This window comes from Brevundimonas vesicularis NBRC 12165 (assembly GCF_001592205.1).
GTDB lineage: Bacteria > Pseudomonadota > Alphaproteobacteria > Caulobacterales > Caulobacteraceae > Brevundimonas > Brevundimonas vesicularis.
Map to the genome: position 1 here is coordinate 57,961 of NZ_BCWM01000009.1, position 23,163 is coordinate 81,123.

Sequence of the window (23,163 nt, forward strand, 5' to 3'; positions counted from 1 at the left end):
GGGCCGCGATGCGCTAAGTGTCGCGCCATGTTCGCCGTCACGCCAATGTCACGGGTCGTCCCGAACCAGGCCCTGATCGGCCTGACGCTGGCTGGCCTGATCGCCGCGGTCTGGCTGACCCTGCACATCTACGGCGTCTATTTTCATCGCTGGACGATCTGGAGCATCCTGACCGTTCCGCTGATCGTCGCCGTCCAGACCTGGCTATCCGTCGGCCTGTTCATCGTCGCCCACGACGCCATGCACGGCTCGCTGGCCCCGGGACGCCCACGGCTGAACACGGCGATCGGCAGCCTGGCGCTGGCCCTCTACGCCGGATTTCGGTTCGCGCCTTTGAAGATCGCACACCACGCCCATCACGCTGCGCCTGGTACGGCGGACGATCCCGACTTTCACGCCGACGCCCCGCGCGCTTTCCTGCCCTGGTTCTACGGCTTTTTCCGCACCTATTTCGGCTGGCGAGAACTGGCCGTTCTGACGGTGCTCGTGGCCGTTGCGGTGCTGATCCTCGGCGCCCGCGTGCCCAATCTTCTGGCCTTTTGGGCCGCGCCCGCCCTGCTATCGGCGCTACAGCTTTTCACATTCGGAACCTGGCTGCCTCACAGGCATACCGACGACGCTTTCCCCGACCACCACAACGCCCGCACCAGCCCCTTCGGCCCGGTCCTGTCGTTGCTCACCTGCTTCCACTTCGGCCGCCACCACGAACACCATCTGACCCCCTGGAAGCCCTGGTGGAGTTTGTTCAGCTAGGCGTCCCCGGTGGTCGTTTTCAACGGCGACATGATGCACGAAGCCTCTGCCCCGCCGACCCGTCGCGGCTGCTGATCAGCCAAAATTCTGAGAGGAATGGCGGAGACGGAGGGATTCGAACCCTCGGTACCCCTTACGGGGTACGACGATTTAGCAAACCGTTGCCTTCAGCCACTCGGCCACGTCTCCTGTGAGGGCGTCGATAGCGGAGGCTGATGCGTCGCGCAATCCGGTTCGAGAGAAAGCGTCCACGTTAACGCGACATAGAGGCCGAAGCGGCAGTATCGCGGCCATCATTCGCCCCCCCGGATAGCTGCTGGATCGCCTGTTGCTCGACCGTCCCGCCAGTCTCGCCGCCGACACGCCGCTGAAGAGCCGGCCGTCGCGCGGGCCGTTCCGCCCGGAGATCTGGCTGAATGCGCGCGAGCGATCGTCCGTGCGGTTGTCTGCGCACTATTTCCGGCTGATCGACGTGCTGATGGTTTGCGGCCTGGCGTTCGGCGCGGTCCTGGCGATCCAGCCGACGGGCTTGGCCTCGATCACGGTCGGCGACGCCGCGCCCGTGGTCGTCGGCGCCGTTTTGGTGCTCGTGCTGATGCGCGCGCTTCAGCTTTATCGATTCGGGCGCGACACGCCCTGGCCTCTGCACATGGCAGGCGTGGTAGGCGTGGGCGTCGTCTCGGCAGGAGTCGCGTTGGTGCTGGGTTGGCTGATGGACCGGCCGGCGCTGGACGTCATCGCGCCCTGGGCGCTGACGACGACGGCCGCCTTGGCGCTGTTGCACGGCCTGTGGCTGGTCGTCATTGCGCGGTGGCGTCGACTGGGCGTGCTCTCGCCGAACATCGTCATCGTCGGCGCGACCCGAAACGCGCGACGTCTGATCGAACAGGCGCTGGAGCGGCGCGACATGAATGTGCTGGGCGTGTTCGACGACCGCTTGGCCAGATCGCCGGACAGCTTGGCCGGCGTGCCGGTGCTGGGGACTGCCAAGGCTCTGTTGACCCACCGGCTGACGCCCTATGTCGACCGGATAGTGCTGGCTATAGATCCCGAGGCCGGCCAGCGCGTGCGCGACCTGACGCAGACCTTGAACGCCCTGCCCAATCCGCTGACGGTCCTGGTTGATTCAGAACTGGGTCGCGATGGACTGCTGAACAGGCTGGCCAATGCGCCGCTCGCGCCTCTGGATGGTCCTGCCAACCCGGACCGCCGCGCCTTCAACAAGCGGATGCAGGACCTGGTGATTGGCGCCGCAGCCCTGGTCGTCGCTGCGCCCATCATGGCCCTGGTGGCTCTGGCCGTGCGGCTGGATAGTCCCGGCCCCGTCTTCTTCCGCCAGCGCCGTCATGGCTTCAATCACGAGACCATTGTCGTGTGGAAGTTCCGCTCCATGCGCCACGCCGCCGCCGATGCGACCGCAAGCCGCCAAGTCTGCGCCGACGACGACCGCGTGACCCGTGTCGGCCGCTTTATCCGCGCCACCAGCCTGGATGAACTGCCGCAGATCTTCAACGTCCTGTCCGGCGAGATGTCCCTCGTCGGCCCCCGCCCCCACGCCATCGGAATGAAGACCGGCGAGACCGAATCCGCCCTGCTGGTCGCCGAATACGCCCATCGCCACCGCATCAAGCCCGGCATGACCGGCTGGGCCGCCATCAAGGGCTCGCGCGGACCGGTCGATACCGAGGCCCAGGTGCGCGAACGCGTCCAGCTGGACATCGAATATATCGAGCGCCAGTCCTTCTGGCTGGACCTGTGGGTCATCGCCGTCACCATCCCCGTCCTACTGGGCGACCGGGCGGCCGTGCGTTGAGCGAGAAGCGCATGTTCTGGCGCGGCGTCTGGGGCTATCTGCCGGCCCAGATCGTCCAGGGCTTGGTCGGTTTCCTGACCATCTTCGTCTTCACGCGCCTTCTCAGCACCGACGACTTCGGCCATTACGCCCTGGCGTTTTCGGTGACGACCCTGGCCCACACTGTGACCTTCACCTGGCTGGAAGCGTCGATGGCGCGCTTCTGGGCGGCCGAGCGCACGCCTGAGGGAATGGCGACCCATTTCGCCAGTCTGTACCGCACGTCCTTCACCATCATCGCCGTGTTCACCCCGATCGCAGCCCTGATCGTGTGGCTGGCGCCGCTGACGCCCGCGTTCAAAATAGCCGTCGCCTTCGGCCTGGCCGGCGCGCCCGTGCGCAACCTCGCGAAGCTGGCGCAGGAGCGGTATCGGGCGGCGGGCGAGGTATCGAAATCCGCCGCCGTGGACATCGGCGTCGCCATCCTCGGCTTTCTGGTCGGCGCCGGGTTCGCCTTGGCCGGCGCCGGCGCGGCCTCCCCCCTGCTGGGCCTGGCCATCGCCCCCCTGTTCGCCCTGCCCTTCATCCTGCCGGGCGAGTTGCGTCAGACCAGCGGCGGCGCGGTGGATCGCACGCGGCTGAAGGCCTATGCCCTCTACGGCTATCCCATCGCGGCCTCGCTGACCTTGGCGCTGGTGCTGGCGTCGACGGATCGGTTTCTGCTGGCGGCCTTCATGGATGCGGCGGCGGTCGGCGCCTATCACGCCAGCTACAGCCTGGCGAACCGGACGCTGGACGTCATCTTCATCTGGCTGGGCGCGGCCGGGGCGCCGGCCATGGTGATGGCGCTGGAGCGCGGCGGGCGCGAGGCGCTGCGTCAGACGGCCATCGAGCAGGGTTCGACCCTGATCCTGATCGGCCTGCCCGCCGCCGTGGGCCTGTCGCTGGTCGCGCGACCGCTGGCGGAGCTGATGATCGGCCAGGATCTGCGCGCCGCCGCTGCGCTGGTGACGCCGTGGATCGCCGCCTCGTCCTTCCTGTCTGGGATGATCGCCTATTACTTCGGCTTCGGCTTCACGCTCGGAAAGAAGACCGGCCTGCTGCTGGTGACGATGGCGATTCCGGCCCTTTGCAACGTCGCCCTGAACCTGGTGCTGATCCCCCGCATGGGTGTGACGGGCGCGGCCGTCTCGACCGCCGCCAGCTTCGCCATCGGCCTGATCGCCTGCATCCTGCTGAGCCGCCGCGCCATCGCCCTGCCGATGCCGTGGGAGGCGCTGATCCGTTGCGGGATCGCCTCCGCCGCCATGGCCGGGGTCGTCTGGTTACTGCCGCCGCTGGGCGGTTTTTTGGAGCTGATGCTGAATGCCGGTGTGGGTGGTCTCGTCTATGCGGTCGTCGCCCTGACGCTGAACGCCGTCGGGGTGCGTGACGTGCTGCTGCGCCAGATCCGCGCGCGCGGGAGCGTGACGGCATGAGCGCCCATATCCACGATAGCGTCGCCTGGTCTCGGGAGACGCCAACGATCTCGGTCTTGATCCCCTTCCTGCGCGACGATCCGCAAGAACTGCTGCGTCAACTGGACAGCGAGGCCGCCGCCCTGTCCGGCGCGGTCGAGCTGATCCTGCTGGACGATGGCACCGCCGACGCTGATCTGACGACCCGGCTTCAGGCGACCATCGACGCCCTGCATCTGCCCGTCCGCCTGATCACCCTGGCGGCCAACGAGGGCCGCGCCAGGGGCCGCAACCGCCTGACCACCGCCGCTCGGGGCGAGGCCTATCTGTTCCTCGACAGCGACATGCGGCCTGATACGCCCGTCTTCCTGCAAAACTGGCTGCGGCTAACGACTGAGGACGCGCCTGCCGTCGCCTTCGGCGGCTTCTCGCTGGATCAGGCCCCGACCAACGCGCGGTTCACCGTCCACCGCGCCCTGTCGGGCGCCTCGGAATGCCTGCCCGCGTCCCAGCGCGCCCTGACGCCCGAAAAATACGTCTACACCTCCAACCTCTTGGTGCGCCGCGACGTGTTCGCCGCCGAATCCTTCGATCCCGGTTTCAGTGGCTGGGGCTGGGAGGACGTGGAGTGGGCCATGCGTGTCTCGCGCCGCTTTCCCGTCGTCCATATCGACAATCCCGCCACCCATATGGGCCTGGACACGGTCGAGGATCTGGTGCGCAAGTTCGATCAGGGCGCCGACAACTTCGCCCGCGTCGTCGCCCTGCACCCCGCCATCGTCCAGACCTATCCCAGCTACAAGGCCGCGCGCGCCCTGAAACGCCTGCCCGCCCTGCCTCTGGCGCGTCGCCTGATGAAACAGGCCGCCTTGACGACGGCCCTGCCGGTCAAGGCCCGCGCCTTCGCGCTCAGGCTCTACCGCGCCGCCGTCTATGCGGACGCCGTCTGACCATGCGCGACGTCGCCGTCATCATCCCGACCCTGCGCCGCCCAGACAGTCTGGAGCGAGCTATGCGCTCCGTCTTCGCCCAGACCGGATCGCTGCATCGCGTCGCCGCCATCGTCGTCGCCGACAACGACCCGCAAGGCTCCGCCGCCGCCCTGATCGCGCGGCTGCGCGCCGAGGCGCCCGTGCCCCTGACCTATGCCCACGCCCCCACCCCCGGCGTGGCGACGGCGCGCAACATCGGCCTGTCCGCCACCGACGCGCCCCTGATCGCCTTTCTGGACGACGACGAAGCCGCTTCTCCCGGCTGGCTCGCCGCCCTGCTGAGCGCCCAAACGCAGACCGGCGCCGATGTGGTCTTCGGCCCCATTCGCGGGCGGGTGCCGGCTAACACCGGTTGGACCACCGCCTATCTGGAGCGGTTCTTCGGCCGCGACGGCCCACGCGAGACCGGCCTGACCGACGACATCCACGGCTGCGGCAACAGTTTGATGGTGCGCGCAACCGCCCTGCCCGGCGACGCCCCCTTCGATGTCGCCATGAACGAAACCGGCGGCGAGGACGACCGGCTGTTCACCGCCCTGTCGGCGCGCGGCGGCCGGTTCGGCTGGGCCGCCGAAGCCTGGGCGGACGAGTTCGCTCCGCCCCACCGCGCCACCCTGAAATACGCCCTGACCCGCGCCTTCGCCTATGGCCAGAGCCCGACCCAGATGGCCGCGGACCGCCGCGACTGGCCCGGCGTCATCAAATGGATGCTGGTCGGTGTGGCCCAGACCGGCGTCTGGGGCGCCGCGTCCGTCCTTTGTGCGATCCTGCGGCGTCCTGACCGCGCAAACGTCTACGACCGCTGCGCACGCGGTCTCGGCAAGCTCTTCTGGACCAAGGGGTTCGAGCCGAAACTCTACGGTGCGGCGATGCTGTCGCGGTCGGACGTCTGACTTCATCTTGAAAAGGCCGCGCGACAGATCGGCCTTGAAATAGATGTCAAAGCGCTAGTTTGTGCTCTGCGACGCTCGACCTGTTCGAAATAGGCTCATCACAACAAAGGAAACCGCAAAACACGCCGCCGCTGCGACATAGAGGCCTCGCACATCGGCGCCCGAACGCTGGAGAATGAAAGCGGCGACCGGTGCCATCGCCTGAGGCAAGGCGACAGCCAGATTGTTCAAGCCCATGTCTCTCCCGCGATTGTGCTGGGTGGGTAGAGCATCCGCCATCAACCCCATCTCCACGGCCCCATAGGCGCCCTGGCCCAAGCCATAGACCGCGAGGGCGAACACCGCCGTTGTCCAGGATGGTGCGATCGCCAAAATGGAGGTCGCTGCACAAAGCAACAGCGCTCCCGTCAGCGCGAGGGGCTGTCGCCAAATCATGCGCCGCCCGAACAGGGCAACGGCCCCGGCGACGACCATGACGCCCACAAATGCGATCCCCGTCAAAAAGGCATGCGCTCTTTCGGGAGAGCGGCCGGGCCATCCGACCGCATCCGTGAGGAAGTACAGCAGATACATGCTGACCAGGGCATAACCTGTTGCGATGAAAAGGCGGCCGGTCCAGACCACGACGAAGTTTCGTGATCTGAATGGCGCGAGGAACGCGCCTATCCCGCTGGGAACAGAAGACGGCGCCGTCTCTGATCGCTCAAAGGAGCGCGGCTCGTCGTAAACGATCAAGAAGATAAGGGCTGCGGCAAGAAGAATGCCGGCAAGGAGCGCTAATCGTCCGGGCTCATATTGAGGACCGAGCGCCATCAGGCTGGACCCCAGCGCCACGGCGAGCGGATAAGACAGTCCCAGCATCGCAGAAACGGTGCTTCTCAAGGCGATCGGCACGCGATCTGCGAACACCGCTGAAAGCGGCGCCACCAGAACGTTGAAAGCCAGCTGAAAGCCGATCAAGGCCCAGACGAACTCAGCCGGCGTCGACGACCGCCATATCCCCACATAGCTCAGAACCGTTAGGAGCGCGCCCAACGCAATCCAAGGCCTTCGACGCCCGAACCGTGATGTGGTTCGATCGCTGATGGTCCCCATGACGACGTTGGCGCCAGCAGCCGTAATGGCGCCCCAGAACATCGCACGGCTCAGGATTTCCGTTTTGGAATCCGTATCCAGCCCAGCCGCATGAAGCGGGGCGATGATCTGGAAAAGGGGCGCCAAGCCAATGAAGGCGGCCAGAAACAGCACCAAGTACGCTGCAACGATCAGTCGTGTACGGCGGGGATGGGAAAAACTTGAAACTTCGCCCTCCTCCATCGAACGACCTACGCCTCTATGACACGACCACCGAAGTGCGTTCCAGCGCAATCCTTCGGCCTGGGTAGGGATAGACGAAGGCGTCCAAAGCCTTTCTTGACAACGCTGTCAGATACTTCTGTTCTAGAGCGAAGCGCACGTCTTCGCAAACTGCGCCGTCTAAGAACCAACGAAGCCGTGAGGGAGGTTAGGGTGAACAAGAGATTGGTGACGACCGTAGCAGTCTTGGCCCTAACAGCCGCATTCGGCGCCGCCCACGCGGAGCCTGCGGCCGTTGCGGTCCGCATGAGCCAGGTCGGGTTCGAGACTCAAGGCCCAAAGACGGCGACGGTTGAAGATCACGCTGCGCGGCCCCTGCCCTGGCGGATCGTCGATCTCTCCGGCGCCGTCGTCGCCCAAGGCGCGTCAAAAGTCTTCGGCCAGGACGCCGCCTCTGGGCAGAGCGTCCACACGGTCGACTTTCAGTCGTTGCAGACCGACGGCGAAGGCTACCGCCTGATCGTGGGATCGCACGAAAGCCGCCCCTTCTCGATCCAACAGCATCCTCACGCCCGGCTGAAGTACGACGCCCTGGCCTATTTTTATCAGAACCGGGCGGGCGTGCCGATCCTCGCGGATCATGTCGCGCGGCCGGATCTGGCGCGCGCGGCCGGGCACGCGCACGAGGTCGCGGCCTGTTTCTCGGGCGCGGATACGGCCGGCGTGGTCTGGCCCGGATGCGACTATACGCTAGACGTCACTGGCGGCTGGTATGACGCCGGCGACCACGGAAAATATGTCGTGAACGGCGGCATCTCGATCTGGATGTTGTTGAACGCCTATGAACGCGCCATGACCAAGAGCGGCCCCCGCGCAAGCGCCTTCGCGGACGGCAAGGTCGACATTCCCGAGGCCGGAAACGGCGTCAACGATCTGCTGGACGAGGCGCGTTACGAGATCGAGTTCCTGCTGAAGATGCAGATTGCCGACGGCGTGAAGCTGAAGGTCCCGGTCGGCGCCCAGGCGCCGGGTCAGCCGCTAACCCTGACCGAGATCGACGCCGGCGGCATGGTCCATCACAAGGTGCATGATGCGCAGTGGACGGGCCTGCCGATGGCCCCGGCGGACGATCCCCAGCCGCGCCTTCTCTATCCGCCCAGCACAGCCGCGACGCTCAATCTCGCCGCGGTCGGCGCCCAATGCGCGCGGATCTGGCGTGACATCGACCCGGCGTTCGCGCGCCAGTGTCTGACGGCGTCGCAGCGCGCTTTCCGCGCGGCGCTGCGCAATCGCGACGTTCGGGCCGGAGAGAATTTCGCCGGCGGCGGCGCCTATGGCGACAACGACTTCTCGGACGAATTCTATTGGGCCACGGCCGAGCTTTTGGCCACCACGCGCAATCCGGCCTATCTGACCGCGCTGAAGACCTCGCCCTACTATCTGGGCGGACCGCTGTCGGGCAAAAGCGCGACTGGCGATCCGGGCTTTTCCTGGACGGCGTCGCTGGGATCGCTGACGCTGGCGACTGTGCCGGACGTTCTGCCGCCAGAGGATCTGGTCACCGTGCGCGCCAATATCGTGGCGGCCGCCCGCGCATACGTCGATGCCGGCTATGGTCAGGGCTACGGCCTGCCGGTCGCGGGCGAGAAATACGAATGGGGTTCGAACGGCGCCTTGATGAGCCGGGCGGTGATCCTAGGTTCCGCCTTCGACTACACTGGCGACTGGAACTTCCGCAACGCGGTGATCTGGTCCCTAGATTATGTTCTGGGCCGCAATCCCATGGATCGGTCCTATGTGACCGGCTACGGTGATCGTCCGGTCCAGAACCCGCACCATCGCTTTTGGGCGCATCAGGCCGACCCGGCCTATCCTCTGCCCCCGGCGGGCGCCCTGTCGGGCGGGCCGAACAATCAGGCCATGATCGACGACGTGGCCAAGACCCTGGTCGGCAAGTGCGCGGCCCAGACATGCTGGGCCGACGACATCAACGCCTATGCCCTGAACGAAGTGGCCATCAACTGGAACGCGCCCCTGGTCTGGGTCGCCGCCTTCATCGACGATCACTGACGGGATCGATGGCCTAGATCGAGGCGCCGAGCCGCCCGGCCCGATTCCGTGGCGGGCGTTCGGTCTTCAGGCCTTGGGCGCCAAAATGGACGCCTGGGCCAGATCGTGATCGGCCTCGTTGACCTGCCCCAGCTCGCCCCGCGCCCTCGCTTTCCGGCCGTAAAGCCACTCGAACAGGGGTGAGGCCATCAGGGTGGTGATGATGGCCATCAGCACCAGGATGGAGAACAGGGCCGGGCCGATGACGCCTTTTTGCAGGCCGATGTTGATGATGATCAGCTCCATCAGACCGCGCGCGTTCATCAGAGCGCCGATGCCCATGGCCGTGGCGTTGTCCTGACCCGTCAGGCGCGCGGCCGCCCAGCAGGCCCCGCCCTTGGCCAGGATGGAGCCCAGCAGGATGACGACGGTGACGGCCAGCAGCCCCAGGCTGTTGACCATGGTCAGCTGGGTGTTCAGCCCCGAGAAGGTGAAGAACATCGGCAGCAGCACCAGCACGGCAAACGGCTCCAGCTGACGCTTGACCTCGTCGCTCAAGAGACCGCGCGGCATGGCGACGCCCAGGATGAACCCGCCGAAGACAGCATGGATGCCGACTGCGTCCATGGCCCAGGCGCTGAGCATGAACAGGATCAGCACGATGCCCAGCACGGTCGGGCTTAGCCGCCCCTCCCGCTCGACGATTCGGCCCAGCGGCGCCAGCAGCTTCGGCCCCAGCGTCAGCATGAACAGGGCGAAGGCGCCGCCCCCCGCGATGGCCGTCACCGCCACCATCGGCCCGGCGCCGAAGCTGGCCAAAACGATGGCCAAGACGCACCAGGCGCCGGCGTCGTCGATGGCGCCCGCCGCCAGGGACAGCGAACCCAGCCGCGTGCCGCTGAGCCCCCGCTCATGGATGATGCGCGCCAGCATGGGAAAGGCCGTGATCGAGATGGCCGCGCCCATGAACAGCATGGCCTGCCAGGTCTGGATGCCCTGCCCGAACAAACCCTCAGCGACCAGCCAGGGCGCAATGGCGGCGGCGACCAGGAAGGGCGCGGCCATGCCGGCCAGCGACACGGCGGCGGCGCTCTTCGCATTGGCCCTGAAGTGGTCGCGACGGAAGCCAAGCCCGACCAGGAACATGTAGAGGCCAACGCCCAACTGGGCGCCGACGAACAGGATCGACCGCGACTCCTTGGGGAACAGGGCCGCCTGAAGATCGGGCGCCAACAGGCCAAACAGCGATGGCCCGAGGACCACTCCGGCGATCATCTCGCCCACCACCTGCGGTTGGCCGAGGTAGCGTTTGGCCAGCCAACCCACGAGGCGGCAGGCGGCGATGATGGTCGCCATCTGCAGGAAGAAGGCCACGCTCAGTTCAGCATTGGTCATGCGGCCGGTTCCCCCTTGGCGAGCGCCAGCCTACTGCGTCGGACAGACGGCGTCGCCCTCGTTCGACGCCAGGCGGATATCCTCGACCGTGACCGCGAAGTCGGCGTTGGTGCGCAGGCCCCAGGGTTGGTCGACGGCGGCGATGTCGGCGCCACGGTCACGCAGGCACGACAGGCGCACCTTCAACGTGCGCCATTCGCCGACGGGGGCTGCGCCGATCAGGCCGGAGATGTCGACCGAACCGGCGCCCAGGGTCAGGAAGACGGGCCGCTCGGCACGGGCGTCCACGCGGTAGCGGAAGGCGATGGCCATCTCGCCGTTCGACTGGCGCGTCAGATCCACCGGCTGCGCCACGATCATCGCTTGGCCGCCGCCCTGCGAGAAGGTCAGGGCGCGCGCCGACTCCTGGCCTGCGCCGTCGGTGGCGCGTGCCGACACGCCGCCGCGCGGGCTGGCGCCGCTCTTTTCAGCGCCGATGCGGAAGTCTCCTCCCGCATCGCGCAGCATCAGCGACCACGGGGCGACGAAGCGACCGTCGACGAAATAGCGATCCAGGCTGCCGCCCGCGTTGGCGACGCCGCTGTCTTCCGACAGCAGGCCGACGCGGGCGTTGCGCGCATAGGTCAGGCCGTAGCCATAGGCGAACTGCGGGTAATAGCCGGGCTGGCCGACGTTCAGGGGTTCGCCCTTGGCGGTCTTGGGCCAGCTGAAGGACAGGGTTCCTGTGAAGTCGTTGCGCGGCTTGCCCGCCGCATCGCCGATCAGCACATCGGCGATCCCGCCGCCTTCCGTACCCGGCAGCCAGGCGGCGACGAAGGCGTCGGATTGGTTGATCTCGGGATTGGTCCACATCGGACGGCCGGACAGGAAGACTGACACCGTCGGAATGCCCGCCGCCTTCAGACGCTTCAGCGTCTCCAGCGGGCCGGTCGGCAGGAAGTCCAGCGTGTCCACATCGCCCTGGAACTCGGCGTACGGGGTTTCGCCGAAGACGACGATGGCCACGTCGGGCTTCTGGGTGAAGGCCCCGTCGGCGCTGAGCGTCGCTTGGCCGCCGCCGGCGGCGACCGCCTCCTTGATGCCGCCCCAGATCGACTGGCCGTTGGGGAAGTCGGCGTTCGAGTTGCCCGTGCCCTGCCATGTCAGGGTCCAGCCGCCCGAGGCCTGGCCGATGTCGTCAGCGTGACCGGCGACCAGCACCCGCGCGCCCGAGCGGATCGGCAGGACCGAGCCCTCATTCTTCAGCAGCACCAGCGACTTGCGCACCGCCTCGCGCGCGAGGGCGCGGTGGGCGGGCGAACCCAGCTCGTTCAGATGCCCTTCGACCGGTCGGCTGTCGTTGAACAGGCCGGTCTTGACCTTGACGCGCAAGATGCGGCGCACCGCCTCGTCCAGGCGCGCCATCGGGATTTCACCCGACTTCACCTGGGCCAGGGTCGAGGCGAAGAGCGGCTTCCAGCTGTCCGGCGCCATGAACATGTCGATGCCGGCGTTGAAGGCCAGGGCGCAGCTTTCGTTCGAACAGCCCGGCAGTTGGCCATGGGCGTTCCAATCCGACACCACGAAGCCGTCGAAGCCCAGCGGGCCGCGCAGCACGTCGGTCAGAATGGTCTCGTTGCCCGAGTGTTTGACGCCGTTCCAGCTGGAGAAGCTGGCCATGATCGACAGCACGCCGGCGTCGATGGCCTGGGGATAGCCGGACAGATGGGTGCGGATCAACTCCTGTTCGGACCCGGCGAAGTCACCCTGGTCTTTGCCGCCGGTGGTGCCGCCGTCGGCCAGGAAGTGTTTGGCCGAGCCGGCGATGTGGCCGGCCGCCAGCGGATGGTCGGCCGACAGCGTCCCCTGAAGGCCAAGGGTCATCGGGCCGGCGTAGCTCTGCGCCACTTCCGGGTTCTCGGCATAGCCTTCATACGTCCGGCCCCAACGGTCGTCCTGCGGTACGGCCAGGGTCGGGCCAAAGGTCCAGTCGGCGCCGGTCACAGCGACTTCCAGCGCCGTCGCTTCGCCGATGCGGCGGATCAGATCGGGATCTCGAGCGGCGCCCAGGCCGATGTTGTGCGGAAAGATGGTGGCGCCGACGATGTTGTTGTGACCGTGCACGGCGTCGATGCCGTAAATCAGCGGGATCCTGGCGCCCGGACGCTGGGCCGCCGCCGCGCGGAAGGCCCGGGCCAGTTCGACCCATTTCTGTGCCGACGCGCGCTCGTCGCCGCCGGGCGACGAGTTGCCGCCCGCCAGGATCGAGCCCAGCGGATACGTCAGCAGGTCGTCAGGCTTGATCGAGCCGATGTCGGCCTGGATCGTCTGGCCGACCTTCTCCTCCAGCGTCATCCGGCTCATCAGGTCGGTGACGAAGGCTTCCGTCGCCGCATCGGTCATCGCCGCCGGTGAGGCCGCATGGGGCCAAAGCGCTGGATGGGCGCGGGCCGCGTCGGTTACGATTGAGGCCTGGGGCGTCACGGCCTGAACGGGAACGGCCCGAGCCATGCCGGGGTCGATGGCGCAGGCGCTCGACATGAGGGTGATCACCAGGGCGGTGGCGGCCATGCGCATGGAGGGAGACCTGATCGTTGCGGCCGCCACGCCGCCCAAGCCAACCCCGGAGACGCGCCTTCAGGCCGATATGGATGTCCGAAACAGCCCCGGACGAAACCCACTGTGCCAAACGTCTGACAGCGCTGTCAACAGCTGCCTGAGCTTGCCTTTCAATGCTTGATGCGAGCCGTGGACTGGCGCGCGATCAGATCATGCGGAACGATGACACGCACGGCGGCGTCGCCGTCCAAGAGACGACGAAGAGGCGGAATGAGGCGTTGCGCGGCGGCGGCAGCCATCTCCGCTACCGGCTGACGGATGGTGCTTAAATCCGGCGTGCTGAAACCCGCGCCGGGCGAATCGTCGAAACCGGCCACCGACAGGTCGCCGGGCACCGACAGCCCCAGCCTCGCCGCACATTGCAGGACGCCAAGGGCCGTATCGTCGTTACTGGCGAAGATCGCAGTGATGTCGGGCGAGGTCTCGTGCAGTTTCTCCATCGCCAGCGCCCCGGAGTTGAAGGTGAAGTCGCCCTCCACCACCCAAGCCGGCGCCACATCCAGGCCAGCCTCGGCCATGGCGTCCCTGTAACCGGCCAGACGGCGCCGGCTGGCGCCATAGGCGACAGGCCCGGTGACGAAGGCGATCCGCGTGTGCCCGAGGTCGATAAGATGACGTGTCATCTCCAATGCGGCGCGCCGTTCGTCCATCTCGATGCAGAAGCCCCGATCAAACGCCGCTTCCGGTCCGATGCGGGCATAGGGCGTACCGGCCGCGTCGAGGGCATCCATCACCACCGTATTGTCCGAGTTCGGCGGGGTCAGAATGACGCCCTCGGGCCGGATGGAGTTCAACAGCGCCATCAGATCGCGTTCGAGATCAGGCGAGTTATGGTCCACCAGCTCGATCATCAGATGATAGTCGACCTGGCGCGCCTCCATCAGGGCGCCGAACTCCAGACGCCCCAGATAGTCGCTTCCGCGCCCGCTCTTCCAGTGTTCGATGGTCAGATCCGCGTCAACCAGGACCGCGATCAGGGACGACGACGCCCCCGCCAGACTGCGCGCCGACAGGCTGCGTCGATACCCCAGAGACGCAGCCGCCTCCTCCACCTTGGTTCGCAGCGTGGGGCTGACGTTCGGCTCGTTGTTGAGCACGCGCGACACGGACTTGATGGACACACCCGCCTTCGCGGCCACGTCATAGATCGTCACCGTCGCCAAAATCCGCCCCCCCTGAACGTCGCTCAGATCGCTTCTAACATCCCCGTTCGAAAAGGCGATGCTGACACAGCTTATGGTCAGGCTTGTCCATCGCTGTCATGCCGAAAAATGGTCTGCTAGACAGTCGACATGATGACCCAAAACGATGCCGGTCCAATCCGAAAAATCGTCATACTGGGCGGCGGGACGGCCGGCTGGATGACGGCCGCCGCCCTGTCTCATCGTCTGGCGGGCAGCGCCGTCTCGATCGAACTGGTCGAGTCCGACGAGATCGGCATCGTCGGCGTGGGCGAGGCTACCCTGCCCCACATCCGCGCCTTCAACACGGCCATGGGTATCGATGAACAGACGTTGATCGACCAGACCCAGGCGACGTTCAAACTGGGCATCCAGTTCGTGGACTGGGGGCGACCCGGCGACAGCTATATCCATCCCTTCGGCGCCTATGGCGAACCTATCGAGGGAATCGATTTCCACCATGTTTGGGCCGCACGCCGCGCCATGGGCGACGCAGCCGACATCAGCGATTACAGTTATCCGGTCAGGGCGGCCGAGGCGAACCGCTTCCAGCGGCCGGTTTCAGATCCCGGCTCGATGCTGTCCACCTTCAGCTACGCCTTTCAGTTCGACGCGAGTCTCTACGCCGCTTTCCTGCGCCAGGTGTCGTGCGGACGCGGCGTGGTCCGCACCGAAGGGAAAGTTGTCGATCATGTCCTGAATGGCGCGACGGGCGATGTCGATGCCATCGTCCTGTCGGACGGGCGCCGCATCTCGGGCGATCTGTTCGTCGATTGCTCGGGCTTTCGCGGACGGCTGATCAATCAGGCGCTGGAGACGACGTTCGAGGACTGGAGCCATTGGCTGCCCTGCGACAGCGCCTTCGCCGTGCCGTGCCAGACGACGGCGCCGGTCGGCCCCTATACCCGCGCGACGGCCCGTGCGGCAGGCTGGCAATGGCGCATTCCGCTGCAACACCGCACTGGGAACGGCCACGTCTTCTCATCGGCCCATATTTCGGATGAGGACGCCGTGACAATCCTGATGTCCAATCTGGAAGGTCCAGCGCTGGCCGAGCCGCGTCGGTTGAGTTTCAAGACGGGGCGTCGGCACAAACTGTGGAGCCGAAACGTCGTCGCGATCGGTCTGTCCGGCGGCTTCCTTGAGCCGCTGGAGTCCACCAGCATCTACCTGATCCAGTTGGGGATCACGACCTTGCTGGATCTGTTTCCCGACAGGGTCGGGATGGCGGCGGACGCCGAGGAATACAATCGGATCATGGCGCTAGAGTTCGATCGGATTCGTGACTTCCTCGTCCTGCACTATGTCGCCAACCAGCGTGACGAGCCGTTCTGGCGCGAGATGCGAAACATGGCCTGGCCGGACAGTCTGTCGGCGAAGGTCGAGGCCTTTAAGTCGCGCGGCCTGCTGCCCGACTACGACATCGGCGTCTTCCTGCCGCCCAGCTGGCTCGCCGTACTGGTGGGGCAGAACATCGTTCCGAACGGCTGGGATCCGCGCGTCGACCGGCTGGAGCCGCACGTCCTGTCCGACAAGCTGGCAGCCCTGCGTGACGCCGTCCGATCGACCGTCGATCGGACGCCCGATCACATGACCTTCATCCGCCAAGCGGCCCAGCGCGCAGGTGGCCTTCAATGACCGTGACCGAAAAGATATGGGTCATTCAGGGTGGCGGCTTGGCGGCGTGGGCGGCGGCTGCGCTGCTAGCCCGCCACCTGCCATCTGGTCATTCGGTCCTGATCGAAGCCGCCGCTCCTCCCGCGCTTGGTGAAGAGCCCGAGGTCGTGATCGCTGATCCGGACGGCGTGCTCGTCCAGTTGTCGGACGGCGCCGACCTGTTGGCTCAGGGCAACGGCGGCTTCTTCCTCGGCTCGCTGCTGCGAAACTGGCGCGACGGGCGAGACATCGCCGTCGTCGAGCAGGAGCCCCTGCCTGGGATCGATGGGGTCGCGTTGGCGGACGTCGTGCTGCGCGCCGCCCGTCAATCTCCCGACGCGCCCGACTACGCCGCGCTTCTGGCGCCGCTGCAGTTTCAGGCGCGTGTGATGGCGGCCGGTCGTTACGCCCATCCCAGCCCGGATCGGCGGTCGCCGCGCTCACTTCTTCGTCCCAGACTGATGCTGGACGCGCGCGTTCTGACGGCGCGACTGCGGGACACCGCCCTGCGCGCCGGCGTGCGAGAAGGTGTGAACGACGCCCGCGAGATCGCGCCCTTCATGACCTTGGACACGCGAGCGCCCGAAGCGTTTGACGGCAACGGCGACTGGAGCGCGCGCCTGGGCTACGACCGCTGTCTGACCGTGCGCTACGCGGGTGGCGATCACGCGCCGCGTCTGGATATGGCCAACCTGGAAGAAGGGCTCGCGAGCCGTAGCCCCCTGCCCAGTGGCGGCTTCGCCAGCCTGGCCTATGCCGCAGTTCGCACGACCGCTGACCTTGCGAAGGCGGCGCTGGCGGCTTGGCTGGGCGACATTGACGTCGCCGCCCTATTGGACGTCGCCCTCGCACCCGGCCTGGATACGCATCCCTGGAGCGGCCGTCGTCTTGCTCTTGGTCCGGCGGCGGCGCGCTTTGGCGACGCCTTGGGCCTGGATAGCGCCGCGCTGGAGCGACAGCTGACACAACTGGTGGCATCGCTGCCGGGCGCGTCCGAGCAGATTTCAGCCTGCGCCGAGGCCTATAATGAGGCGGTGGTTCGCGACATCACGCACCGCGCGGACCGACTTCATCTGATCCTTCTGTGCGGCTCGCAAGGCCATCGACTGGCCCCGGCTGGCGACGACCTGGCGCGTCGCATCGCTCAGTTTACGTCTCGCAACGCCGGCGTCGGCCTGGACGGCGATCCCTATGACGCGCAGCACTCGACCCTGCTGATGGCCGGCCTTGGCCTGATGCCGCGCCGTTATGACATCCAGGCCGACCGTCTGGACATCAAGGGCGCAACGGCTTCGTTGGGGCGAATGGTCATGGCTTTTGACCAGACCTTGGCCGCTCTGCCCGCCCATTCTCAGTTCATCGAACGGCTGCGCGAAGGCGGCTGATCCAGAACGAAAAAAAGGGGCGTCGATAAATGATCGACGCCCCAAGTCTTCGCTCAGAGAAGAAGACTCAGAAGGTGTAGCGCAGGCTCAGCGTCACGCGACGGTCGCTGCGGAAGTAGGAGCGCGGAGCAAGCGGGCCCGCCTGGTTCGCGCCGTTCAGGTTGTAGGACGTCTGTTGCTGCGTGACGGTGACCTCGTCCAGCAGGTTGGCGCCATACAGACCGATCTTCCAGTTGTCGCTCAGGGTGTAGAAGATCGAACCATCAAGCTGACCCGTCGAGTCGTTGAAGATCGGCGAATACGGGTTCACGTCGTCGCGCGGCGTCAGCAGGAAGCCGTTTCGCCAGTTGTAGGCCAGACGCGCCGACAGACGATCCCGCTCGTAGAAGACCGAGAAGTTGTAGGTGTGCTCCGACAGCTGCTGCAGCGGCAGCTCCAGCCCGGCATAGCGAGGCTCGGACACCGCGTTGGGGAAGGTCGAAGGCTCGACGAAGGTGTAGTTCGCCTCGATCCCCAAGCCGCTTAGCAGACCCGGCAGGAAGCTGTAGGTCTGCTGATAGCCAACCTCGAAGCCCTTGATCCAGCCGGAACCGATATTGACCTGCTGGTTGACCAGAACGTCCGTCGAGACGCCCTGCGCGTTGCTGAACGGCTGCACGAACGAGCCGCTAGCCAGGATGTCCGTCAGATCCTTGTAGAAGGCGTTGAAGGTCAGCGAGCTGCCCGGCTTGAAATACCACTCCACGCCGAGGTCATAGTTCCAAGCGCGAACACCCGTGAGCAACGAACCCCCGCCGTTGGTGGTGAGCAGGGGCGCCGTATTGACGTCCCCGCCGTTCGCCCGGATTTGATTCATGTCGGTGTAGAACAGGCCCGCCGAGAAGGCGGTCACGCCGAAGTCTGGACGGGTCATGGCCCGCGAAACGGCGCCGCGGAAGACCCATTCCTTGTACTTCAGGTTGACGTTCAGGCTGGGCAACCAGTCGTCATAGCTGTTGGTCCGCTCCACAGGCTGGGTGCTACCGTCGCTGAAGGCGATCAGGTCGTTCAACCGGGCGTCGGAGAGCAGGCAATAGCCCGGCCCGGACTGGCCAGGCTGAATCAGCCCGCAGCGATAACGCGCAATGGCGGCTGCATTGGCTTGAGTGACAGGAATACCCTGACCTGGGAATCTCGGGTCATTCCTGTCGGCGTCACCGAACTGCTCGCCCAATTTCGGGGTCGTAATGAAGCCCTGCGTCTGGAAATCCGTCTTGGCGTAGCGGAGGCCGATATTACCCGAAAGCGCCGTGTCTGCGCCAAAGATGTCGTCGCGACCGAAGTCGAACCGAACATAGGCGGATGTCGTCTGTTCCGACGAAATGTTCGTCTCGCCTGGCAAGAATGGCGTACCGGAAACCACACCGTCACGTTGATCCAACGGCTTCCACGTGGCGCCCGGGCTGCGAACGCCCGCCAAAGCCGCCTGCAACGTTCCATCGCGATAAGCCGAGGCCAGACCGACGGTCGGATAATAGCTGTTCATCGGCGTCGGGTTGTGCCCGCGCTGGAAGTTGGGGAAGTCGTATTGAGCGACCGCCAGCGGTCCGGTGGTCTGGAAGGGCGAAACGCCGCCGGCCCAGCTTTCCGAAATCGCACCCCAGTTATAGGCGCTGTAGCGGCGCGTCTGCTCGCGATCCGAATAGCGGGCCCCCATGCGGATAGCGCGCAGGAAGGAGTTGTCGAAGTCGTATTTCAGGTCGGCCTTGAACGCCTTCTGGTCGCCCTCGGATTGTTCGACGTGATCCATGGCGGCGCGGTAGTAGAAGTTGGCCGGATCGTTGGTCAGGGCCGAGGGCTGGCCCGAGGCGTCGACGAACTGAATGTCCGGCACGCCGTGACGGCCTTCTCCGATCAGGGTGTAGACCGGCGTGATCGCGCCGTAGATGCTCATGTCCACGTCGTCGGCCGAGGCCTTGCTGTACTGGGCGTCCAGCCAGATCGACAAACGGTCGGTGGGGTGGAACTCCGCCGCCAGCGAGAAGTCTTCCGTCAGGGTCTGGAGATCGCGCTCGCGCTTGGGCGCGACTTGCAGGTTCGGGGCGTTGTTGACCAGAAGCCCGCTGGTGAAGACGCCGTCGGAGCCATAGGTGAAGGGATTGCCGGCGGTGGGGGTCGGATCGCCGCCGCTGCCCAGGTCAACCTCGATCACACGCTCGGTCCAGCCGGAACGCGAATCCGCCCGGATGTACTCGCCAGTCAGTTTGGCGCGGCCGTCGTTCGATTCCCATTGCAGCGAACCGTCCAGGGTCGAGCGCGAGCGGTCGAACTGCTGGGTCCGCACGGCGCCGCCGCGCGGGACATAGCGGCGGTCCTCGCCGTTCGACAGGTCGGGACGATAAACGAAGTCGGTCAGGTGAGAGCCGTAGGCTTCGGAATAGAGGTCGGATTCGCCATAGCTCAGCAGGGCGCCGAACGAACCGTGCTGGGTGTCCCAGACGTTGCTGACCAAGGCCGAATAGCCTAGCCCGGCCTTTTCGCGCAGGTCGCCATAAGAGCCTTCGACCGTCGCGCCGAAGACGAACTTGCGGCTGTCGAACGCCTTGCGGGTGCGCAGATCGACGACCCCGGCGATGCCGCCTTCGATCCTGTCGGCCGTCGCATTCTTGAACACCTGCACGCTCGACAGCAGTTCCGGCGACACGTCGTTGAAGCCCAGGGCGCGACCCGTGTTCACGCTGAAGGCGTCGCGGCCGTTGAACTCCGAGCGGACGTAGGACAGGCCGCGAATGATGACGTTGGAACCTTCGACCGAGAAGTGGTCGGGGTCGGTCGGCCCCTGGAAGCGGTTGATATTCACGCCGGGGATGCGCTGCAGCACCTCGTTGACCGACTTGTCCGGCAGGGCGCCGATGTCGTCGGCGGTCACGGCATCGACGAAGGTGTCGGAGTCGCGCTTGATCGCCTGCGAGGATGCGATCCGCGCGCGGATGCCGGTGACGACGACGTCGTCGACCTGCGCCGCATCGTCCGTGGCGGGGGTCGTGGTCTGGGGCGCCGGCGTCGATTGGGCGTGGGCGGCGGTTGCGCCGACTACGGCGACCGTCAACGCCAGGGCGGACACGGAACGGCGCAGCCCGCGAGCGGCGGGCGCATAGCCGGCTTGGAACATCTCTGACTTCACTTCTGATCCCCCCGAGGACGGTTCAGCCCGTCGCAATCGTTTCGGCAGCCTTGATCGACCGTCCGCGAGCGTGTTGGACTACCTATTGACAGCGATGTCAACGCCTCTCGCCAAACTTGCCGCGTTTCTATCGGCGGGTTCAGAAGCGGTGCGCGCGCACCATTGCGACGGACGCCAGTCTGCTGACACGGCTTGCAGACGGCAGGCTCGGCCTCAAAACGCCTTACGATTCATCGTCGTCGTCAGGATGCCTTCGTGCGTCGGCAGGGCGTCGGCCGTGCGCCAGATGCTGTCACGGATCGCCGACAGCCGGCCCAGATTGGCGTCATGATTGATGACATCGGAAATCGGGTGACGCCCGTGCGGCGTCAGTCCCTGCCCCACCGCGACCGCCAGCCAGCTCGATTCGGAAAAGATGTCATGGTCACGCCTGACGATCCGACCCGTCTCCTCGAACAGGGCGATCTTGGCCGCCAGCCGGTCCGGGATCGGCATGTCGCGCACCTGGCTCCAGAACGGTCCAGCTCGCTGATTGACCTTGTAATGTAGTATCAGGAAGTCGCGGACCGTGAAGAATTCCTCCTCCATTAGCGCATTGAACTCACGGCGAAGGCCCTCGCTGTTCTTGTGCGACGGAAACAGGGTGATCAGCTTGGTGATGGCGCTCTGGATCAGGTGAATGCTGGTCGATTCAAGCGGCTCGAGGAATCCGCTCGACAGTCCGACCGCCACGCAGTTGCGCTTCCAGCAGTCCTTGCGCCTGCCCGTGGCGAACCGCAGGCGACGCGGCTCGGCCAGAGCCGTGCCCTCCAACCGCGACATCAACGCGTCCTCGGCCTCCTGATGTGAGATGTGCGCCGAGGAATAGACGTAGCCGTTGCCCACCCGGTGTTGCAGCGGGATGCGCCACTGCCATCCGGCTTCGCGCGCCGTCGATCGCGTGTAAGGGGACAACGCCTCCTCCCGCACGCACGGGACGGCGACAGCGCTGTCACATGGAAGCCAGTTGCTCCAGTCCTCGTAGCCTGACTTCAACGCCTGCTCGATCAGAAGGCCGACGAAGCCGGTGCAATCGATGAAGAAGTCGCCTTCGACGACCCGCCCGTCGTTAAGCCTTACGCCCGTGATGTCGCCATCCGCCGCTTGCTGGACCTCGACCACCCGCCCTTCGCGCCTGACGACCCCCAGGCCCTCCGCAAAGCGGCGCAGGAAGCCCGCATAGAGCGCCGCATCGAAATGATAGGCGTAGCCCAGGCTGGACAACGGCGACTGCGGCCCACCCTGCGGGTGCACGAAACGGCCACGGCGCGCGGCCTGCCAAGCCATGGAGTAGGTTTCCAGCGGCTCCGACCCGCCTTCGGCGCAGGCTTTCAACCAGAAATGATGAAAGGCGATGCCTTCCATATCCAGCCCAAAGGCGCCGAAGGGATGGAAATAGCGCTCGCCCTCGCGTCGCCAGCCGTCGAACTCGATCCCCAGCTTGAAGGTGGCCTTCGTCTCGCGCAGGAAGTCCGCCTCGTCGATCCCCAGGCGCGCGTTGAACTTCAGGATCTCCGGGATCGTCGCCTCGCCGACGCCGATGATGCCGATCGCCTCGGACTCGATTAGCGCCACGGTCTTGCCGGCGCCCTCGAGCGCATGCGCCAGCGCCGCCGCCGCCATCCACCCCGCCGTGCCGCCCCCGACGATGACGATGCGATTTATGATTGAGCCGTCAGACAACGCCGATCTCCATCGAAAACAGGGCGCTCCGACCCAACGTCGCCGATAGCGTCATTCTCACGCGGCGGCGAGATAGTAAGCGGATCGTCGTTAGCCCATCAGTCGCCGCAGGAACCCCGGCTCCTTGTAGGTCGAGCGATTCATGACCACGCCGGCGATCTTGCCGCCCACCGCCTCGATCTCGTCGCGCAGGATGACCGGGGCATGGGCGGCCGTGCTTTCGGCCGCGATCACCAAGACCGTCATGTCCACGAAGGGCGCCAGGATGATCGCCATGTCGTTGCGGTCGGCGGCGGGCGCGTCGATGACGATGGTGTCGGCGTGGGGCCGCAGCGCCTCCCAGTAGCGGGGCTCTCCGACCGCCTCGACCCGGTGCCCGGACCGCAGCGCTTCCATGTGGAAATGCGTCACCCACAGGCGGCCGCCCAGACAGGAACGCGCGGTCAACAGCCGCGAATCCGGCACAGGCTTGCCGTCGCGCCCGGTCACGCGCGGCGTCACGGCGTAGAAGCTTGATCCGTCGGGCGAGCCTTGCGCGGCCTTGCCGACCTGACCGAAACGATCCGGCTCAGCCGACACCGCCTCCAACTGTCCCTGTTGCGCCAGATCGCCATCGATCAGCCAGACGGGCTTGCGCGCCCGCACCGCCGCCAGACGGGCGAACTCGCGCGCCACGGTCGAGACGCCCTCGCCGGTCGCAGCGGAGGCGAACTGGATCACGCGCGCGCGGTGCGCCGGCGCCGGTCCCAGCGCCGCCCAAAGGCCCGCCATTTCTGAAGTCAGGTCGACCATCGAATCGCCAAGGCGCTCCCTAAGCCCTCAGCCTAGCAC

At 66.2% G+C, this 23,163-nt stretch carries 15 protein-coding genes and 1 tRNA gene; 8 read left to right on the forward strand and 8 right to left on the reverse strand.

The genetic code is table 11. The annotated features are described in order from the left end of the window. Window positions 1–27 precede the first annotated feature (27 nt). Entirely contained in the window at window positions 28–753 is a 726-nt protein-coding gene (locus tag BVE01S_RS08680) for a fatty acid desaturase (RefSeq protein ID WP_244878372.1), read from the forward strand. A gap of 97 nt (window positions 754–850) precedes the next feature. Here BVE01S_RS08680 and BVE01S_RS08685 read toward each other — a convergent pair. Then, window positions 851–942: transfer RNA gene (locus tag BVE01S_RS08685), tRNA-Ser, on the reverse strand. 139 nt (window positions 943–1,081) lie between these two features. Here BVE01S_RS08685 and BVE01S_RS08690 point away from each other — a divergent pair. Genes BVE01S_RS08690 through BVE01S_RS08705 form a run of 4 tightly spaced genes read left to right on the forward strand, consistent with a single transcriptional unit; the run spans window position 1,082 to window position 5,887 of the window. Then, window positions 1,082–2,566 (forward strand): exopolysaccharide biosynthesis polyprenyl glycosylphosphotransferase, encoded by a 1,485-nt coding sequence (locus BVE01S_RS08690; RefSeq protein ID WP_066626571.1) that lies wholly within the window; start codon window positions 1,082–1,084, stop codon window positions 2,564–2,566. 11 nt (window positions 2,567–2,577) lie between these two features. Further along, on the forward strand, window positions 2,578–4,023 hold the full coding sequence (locus tag BVE01S_RS08695) for an oligosaccharide flippase family protein (protein ID WP_066626573.1): 1,446 nt from the start codon (window positions 2,578–2,580) through the stop codon (window positions 4,021–4,023). After that, window positions 4,020–4,952 carry a glycosyltransferase family 2 protein gene (locus BVE01S_RS08700; protein ID WP_066626574.1) on the forward strand — a complete coding sequence of 311 codons (933 nt, stop codon included), beginning with the start codon at window positions 4,020–4,022 and terminating at the stop codon, window positions 4,950–4,952. Before BVE01S_RS08695 ends, BVE01S_RS08700 begins: the two co-directional genes overlap by 4 nt. A 2-nt stretch (window positions 4,953–4,954) precedes the next feature. Further along, window positions 4,955–5,887 carry a glycosyltransferase family 2 protein gene (locus BVE01S_RS08705; RefSeq protein ID WP_066626575.1) on the forward strand — a complete coding sequence of 311 codons (933 nt, stop codon included), beginning with the start codon at window positions 4,955–4,957 and terminating at the stop codon, window positions 5,885–5,887. A gap of 54 nt (window positions 5,888–5,941) precedes the next feature. Here BVE01S_RS08705 and BVE01S_RS08710 read toward each other — a convergent pair whose 3' ends face one another. Then, window positions 5,942–7,204 carry an MFS transporter gene (locus BVE01S_RS08710; protein WP_084375358.1) on the reverse strand — a complete coding sequence of 421 codons (1,263 nt, stop codon included), beginning with the start codon at window positions 7,202–7,204 and terminating at the stop codon, window positions 5,942–5,944. A 192-nt stretch (window positions 7,205–7,396) separates the two neighbouring features. On the opposite strand from BVE01S_RS08710, the gene BVE01S_RS08715 reads away from it, so the two are divergent. Then, window positions 7,397–9,253: a glycoside hydrolase family 9 protein gene (locus BVE01S_RS08715; protein ID WP_218015924.1), complete on the forward strand. Its 1,857-nt coding sequence runs from the start codon at window positions 7,397–7,399 to the stop codon at window positions 9,251–9,253. Window positions 9,254–9,319: 66 nt separating this feature from the next. On the opposite strand, the gene BVE01S_RS08720 is transcribed toward BVE01S_RS08715, so the two are convergent. The 3 genes from BVE01S_RS08720 to BVE01S_RS08730 form a co-directional block, all read right to left on the reverse strand. Continuing rightward, entirely contained in the window at window positions 9,320–10,627 is a 1,308-nt protein-coding gene (locus BVE01S_RS08720) for a cation:proton antiporter (protein ID WP_066626578.1), read from the reverse strand. 30 nt (window positions 10,628–10,657) lie between these two features. Further along, entirely contained in the window at window positions 10,658–13,183 is a 2,526-nt protein-coding gene (locus tag BVE01S_RS08725) for a glycoside hydrolase family 3 protein (protein WP_066626581.1), read from the reverse strand. 152 nt (window positions 13,184–13,335) lie between these two features. Continuing rightward, window positions 13,336–14,388, reverse strand: coding sequence for a LacI family DNA-binding transcriptional regulator (locus BVE01S_RS08730; RefSeq protein ID WP_066626584.1), 1,053 nt, complete (start codon window positions 14,386–14,388; stop codon window positions 13,336–13,338). A 129-nt stretch (window positions 14,389–14,517) separates the two neighbouring features. Between BVE01S_RS08730 and BVE01S_RS08735 the strand changes: the two genes are divergently transcribed. Together BVE01S_RS08735 and BVE01S_RS08740 are read left to right on the forward strand one after the other, a co-directional pair. Beyond that, window positions 14,518–16,044 carry a tryptophan halogenase family protein gene (locus BVE01S_RS08735; protein WP_084375359.1) on the forward strand — a complete coding sequence of 509 codons (1,527 nt, stop codon included), beginning with the start codon at window positions 14,518–14,520 and terminating at the stop codon, window positions 16,042–16,044. Further along, entirely contained in the window at window positions 16,041–17,447 is a 1,407-nt protein-coding gene (locus BVE01S_RS08740) for a tryptophan 7-halogenase (RefSeq protein WP_066626586.1), read from the forward strand. Before BVE01S_RS08735 ends, BVE01S_RS08740 begins: the two co-directional genes overlap by 4 nt. A gap of 67 nt (window positions 17,448–17,514) precedes the next feature. Here the strand turns inward: BVE01S_RS08740 and BVE01S_RS08745 are convergent, their stop codons facing one another. The 3 genes from BVE01S_RS08745 to BVE01S_RS08755 all read right to left on the reverse strand — a co-directional run bounded on the left by BVE01S_RS08745 (window position 17,515) and on the right by BVE01S_RS08755 (window position 23,124). Then, window positions 17,515–20,598, reverse strand: coding sequence for a TonB-dependent receptor (locus BVE01S_RS08745; protein WP_066626588.1), 3,084 nt, complete (start codon window positions 20,596–20,598; stop codon window positions 17,515–17,517). Window positions 20,599–20,823: 225 nt separating this feature from the next. Next, window positions 20,824–22,332, reverse strand: coding sequence for a tryptophan halogenase family protein (locus BVE01S_RS08750; RefSeq protein ID WP_084375360.1), 1,509 nt, complete (start codon window positions 22,330–22,332; stop codon window positions 20,824–20,826). A gap of 90 nt (window positions 22,333–22,422) precedes the next feature. Further along, entirely contained in the window at window positions 22,423–23,124 is a 702-nt protein-coding gene (locus tag BVE01S_RS08755) for a P-loop NTPase family protein (RefSeq protein WP_066626590.1), read from the reverse strand. Window positions 23,125–23,163: the final 39 nt, after the last annotated feature.

Excerpts from the sequence above, each read along its gene's own strand:
- BVE01S_RS08680 (WP_244878372.1), top strand. The coding sequence starts at position 28 with ATGTTCGCCGTCACGCCAATGTCACGGGTCGTCCCGAACCAGGCCCTG.
- BVE01S_RS08755 (WP_066626590.1), bottom strand. The coding sequence starts at position 23,124 with ATGGTCGACCTGACTTCAGAAATGGCGGGCCTTTGGGCGGCGCTGGGA.
- BVE01S_RS08710 (WP_084375358.1), bottom strand. The coding sequence starts at position 7,204 with ATGGAGGAGGGCGAAGTTTCAAGTTTTTCCCATCCCCGCCGTACACGA.
- BVE01S_RS08720 (WP_066626578.1), bottom strand. The coding sequence starts at position 10,627 with ATGACCAATGCTGAACTGAGCGTGGCCTTCTTCCTGCAGATGGCGACC.
- BVE01S_RS08740 (WP_066626586.1), top strand. The coding sequence starts at position 16,041 with ATGACCGTGACCGAAAAGATATGGGTCATTCAGGGTGGCGGCTTGGCG.
- BVE01S_RS08725 (WP_066626581.1), bottom strand. The coding sequence starts at position 13,183 with ATGCGCATGGCCGCCACCGCCCTGGTGATCACCCTCATGTCGAGCGCC.
- BVE01S_RS08700 (WP_066626574.1), top strand. The coding sequence starts at position 4,020 with ATGAGCGCCCATATCCACGATAGCGTCGCCTGGTCTCGGGAGACGCCA.
- BVE01S_RS08695 (WP_066626573.1), top strand. The coding sequence starts at position 2,578 with ATGTTCTGGCGCGGCGTCTGGGGCTATCTGCCGGCCCAGATCGTCCAG.
- BVE01S_RS08745 (WP_066626588.1), bottom strand. The coding sequence starts at position 20,598 with ATGTTCCAAGCCGGCTATGCGCCCGCCGCTCGCGGGCTGCGCCGTTCC.
- BVE01S_RS08705 (WP_066626575.1), top strand. The coding sequence starts at position 4,955 with ATGCGCGACGTCGCCGTCATCATCCCGACCCTGCGCCGCCCAGACAGT.
- BVE01S_RS08735 (WP_084375359.1), top strand. The coding sequence starts at position 14,518 with ATGATGACCCAAAACGATGCCGGTCCAATCCGAAAAATCGTCATACTG.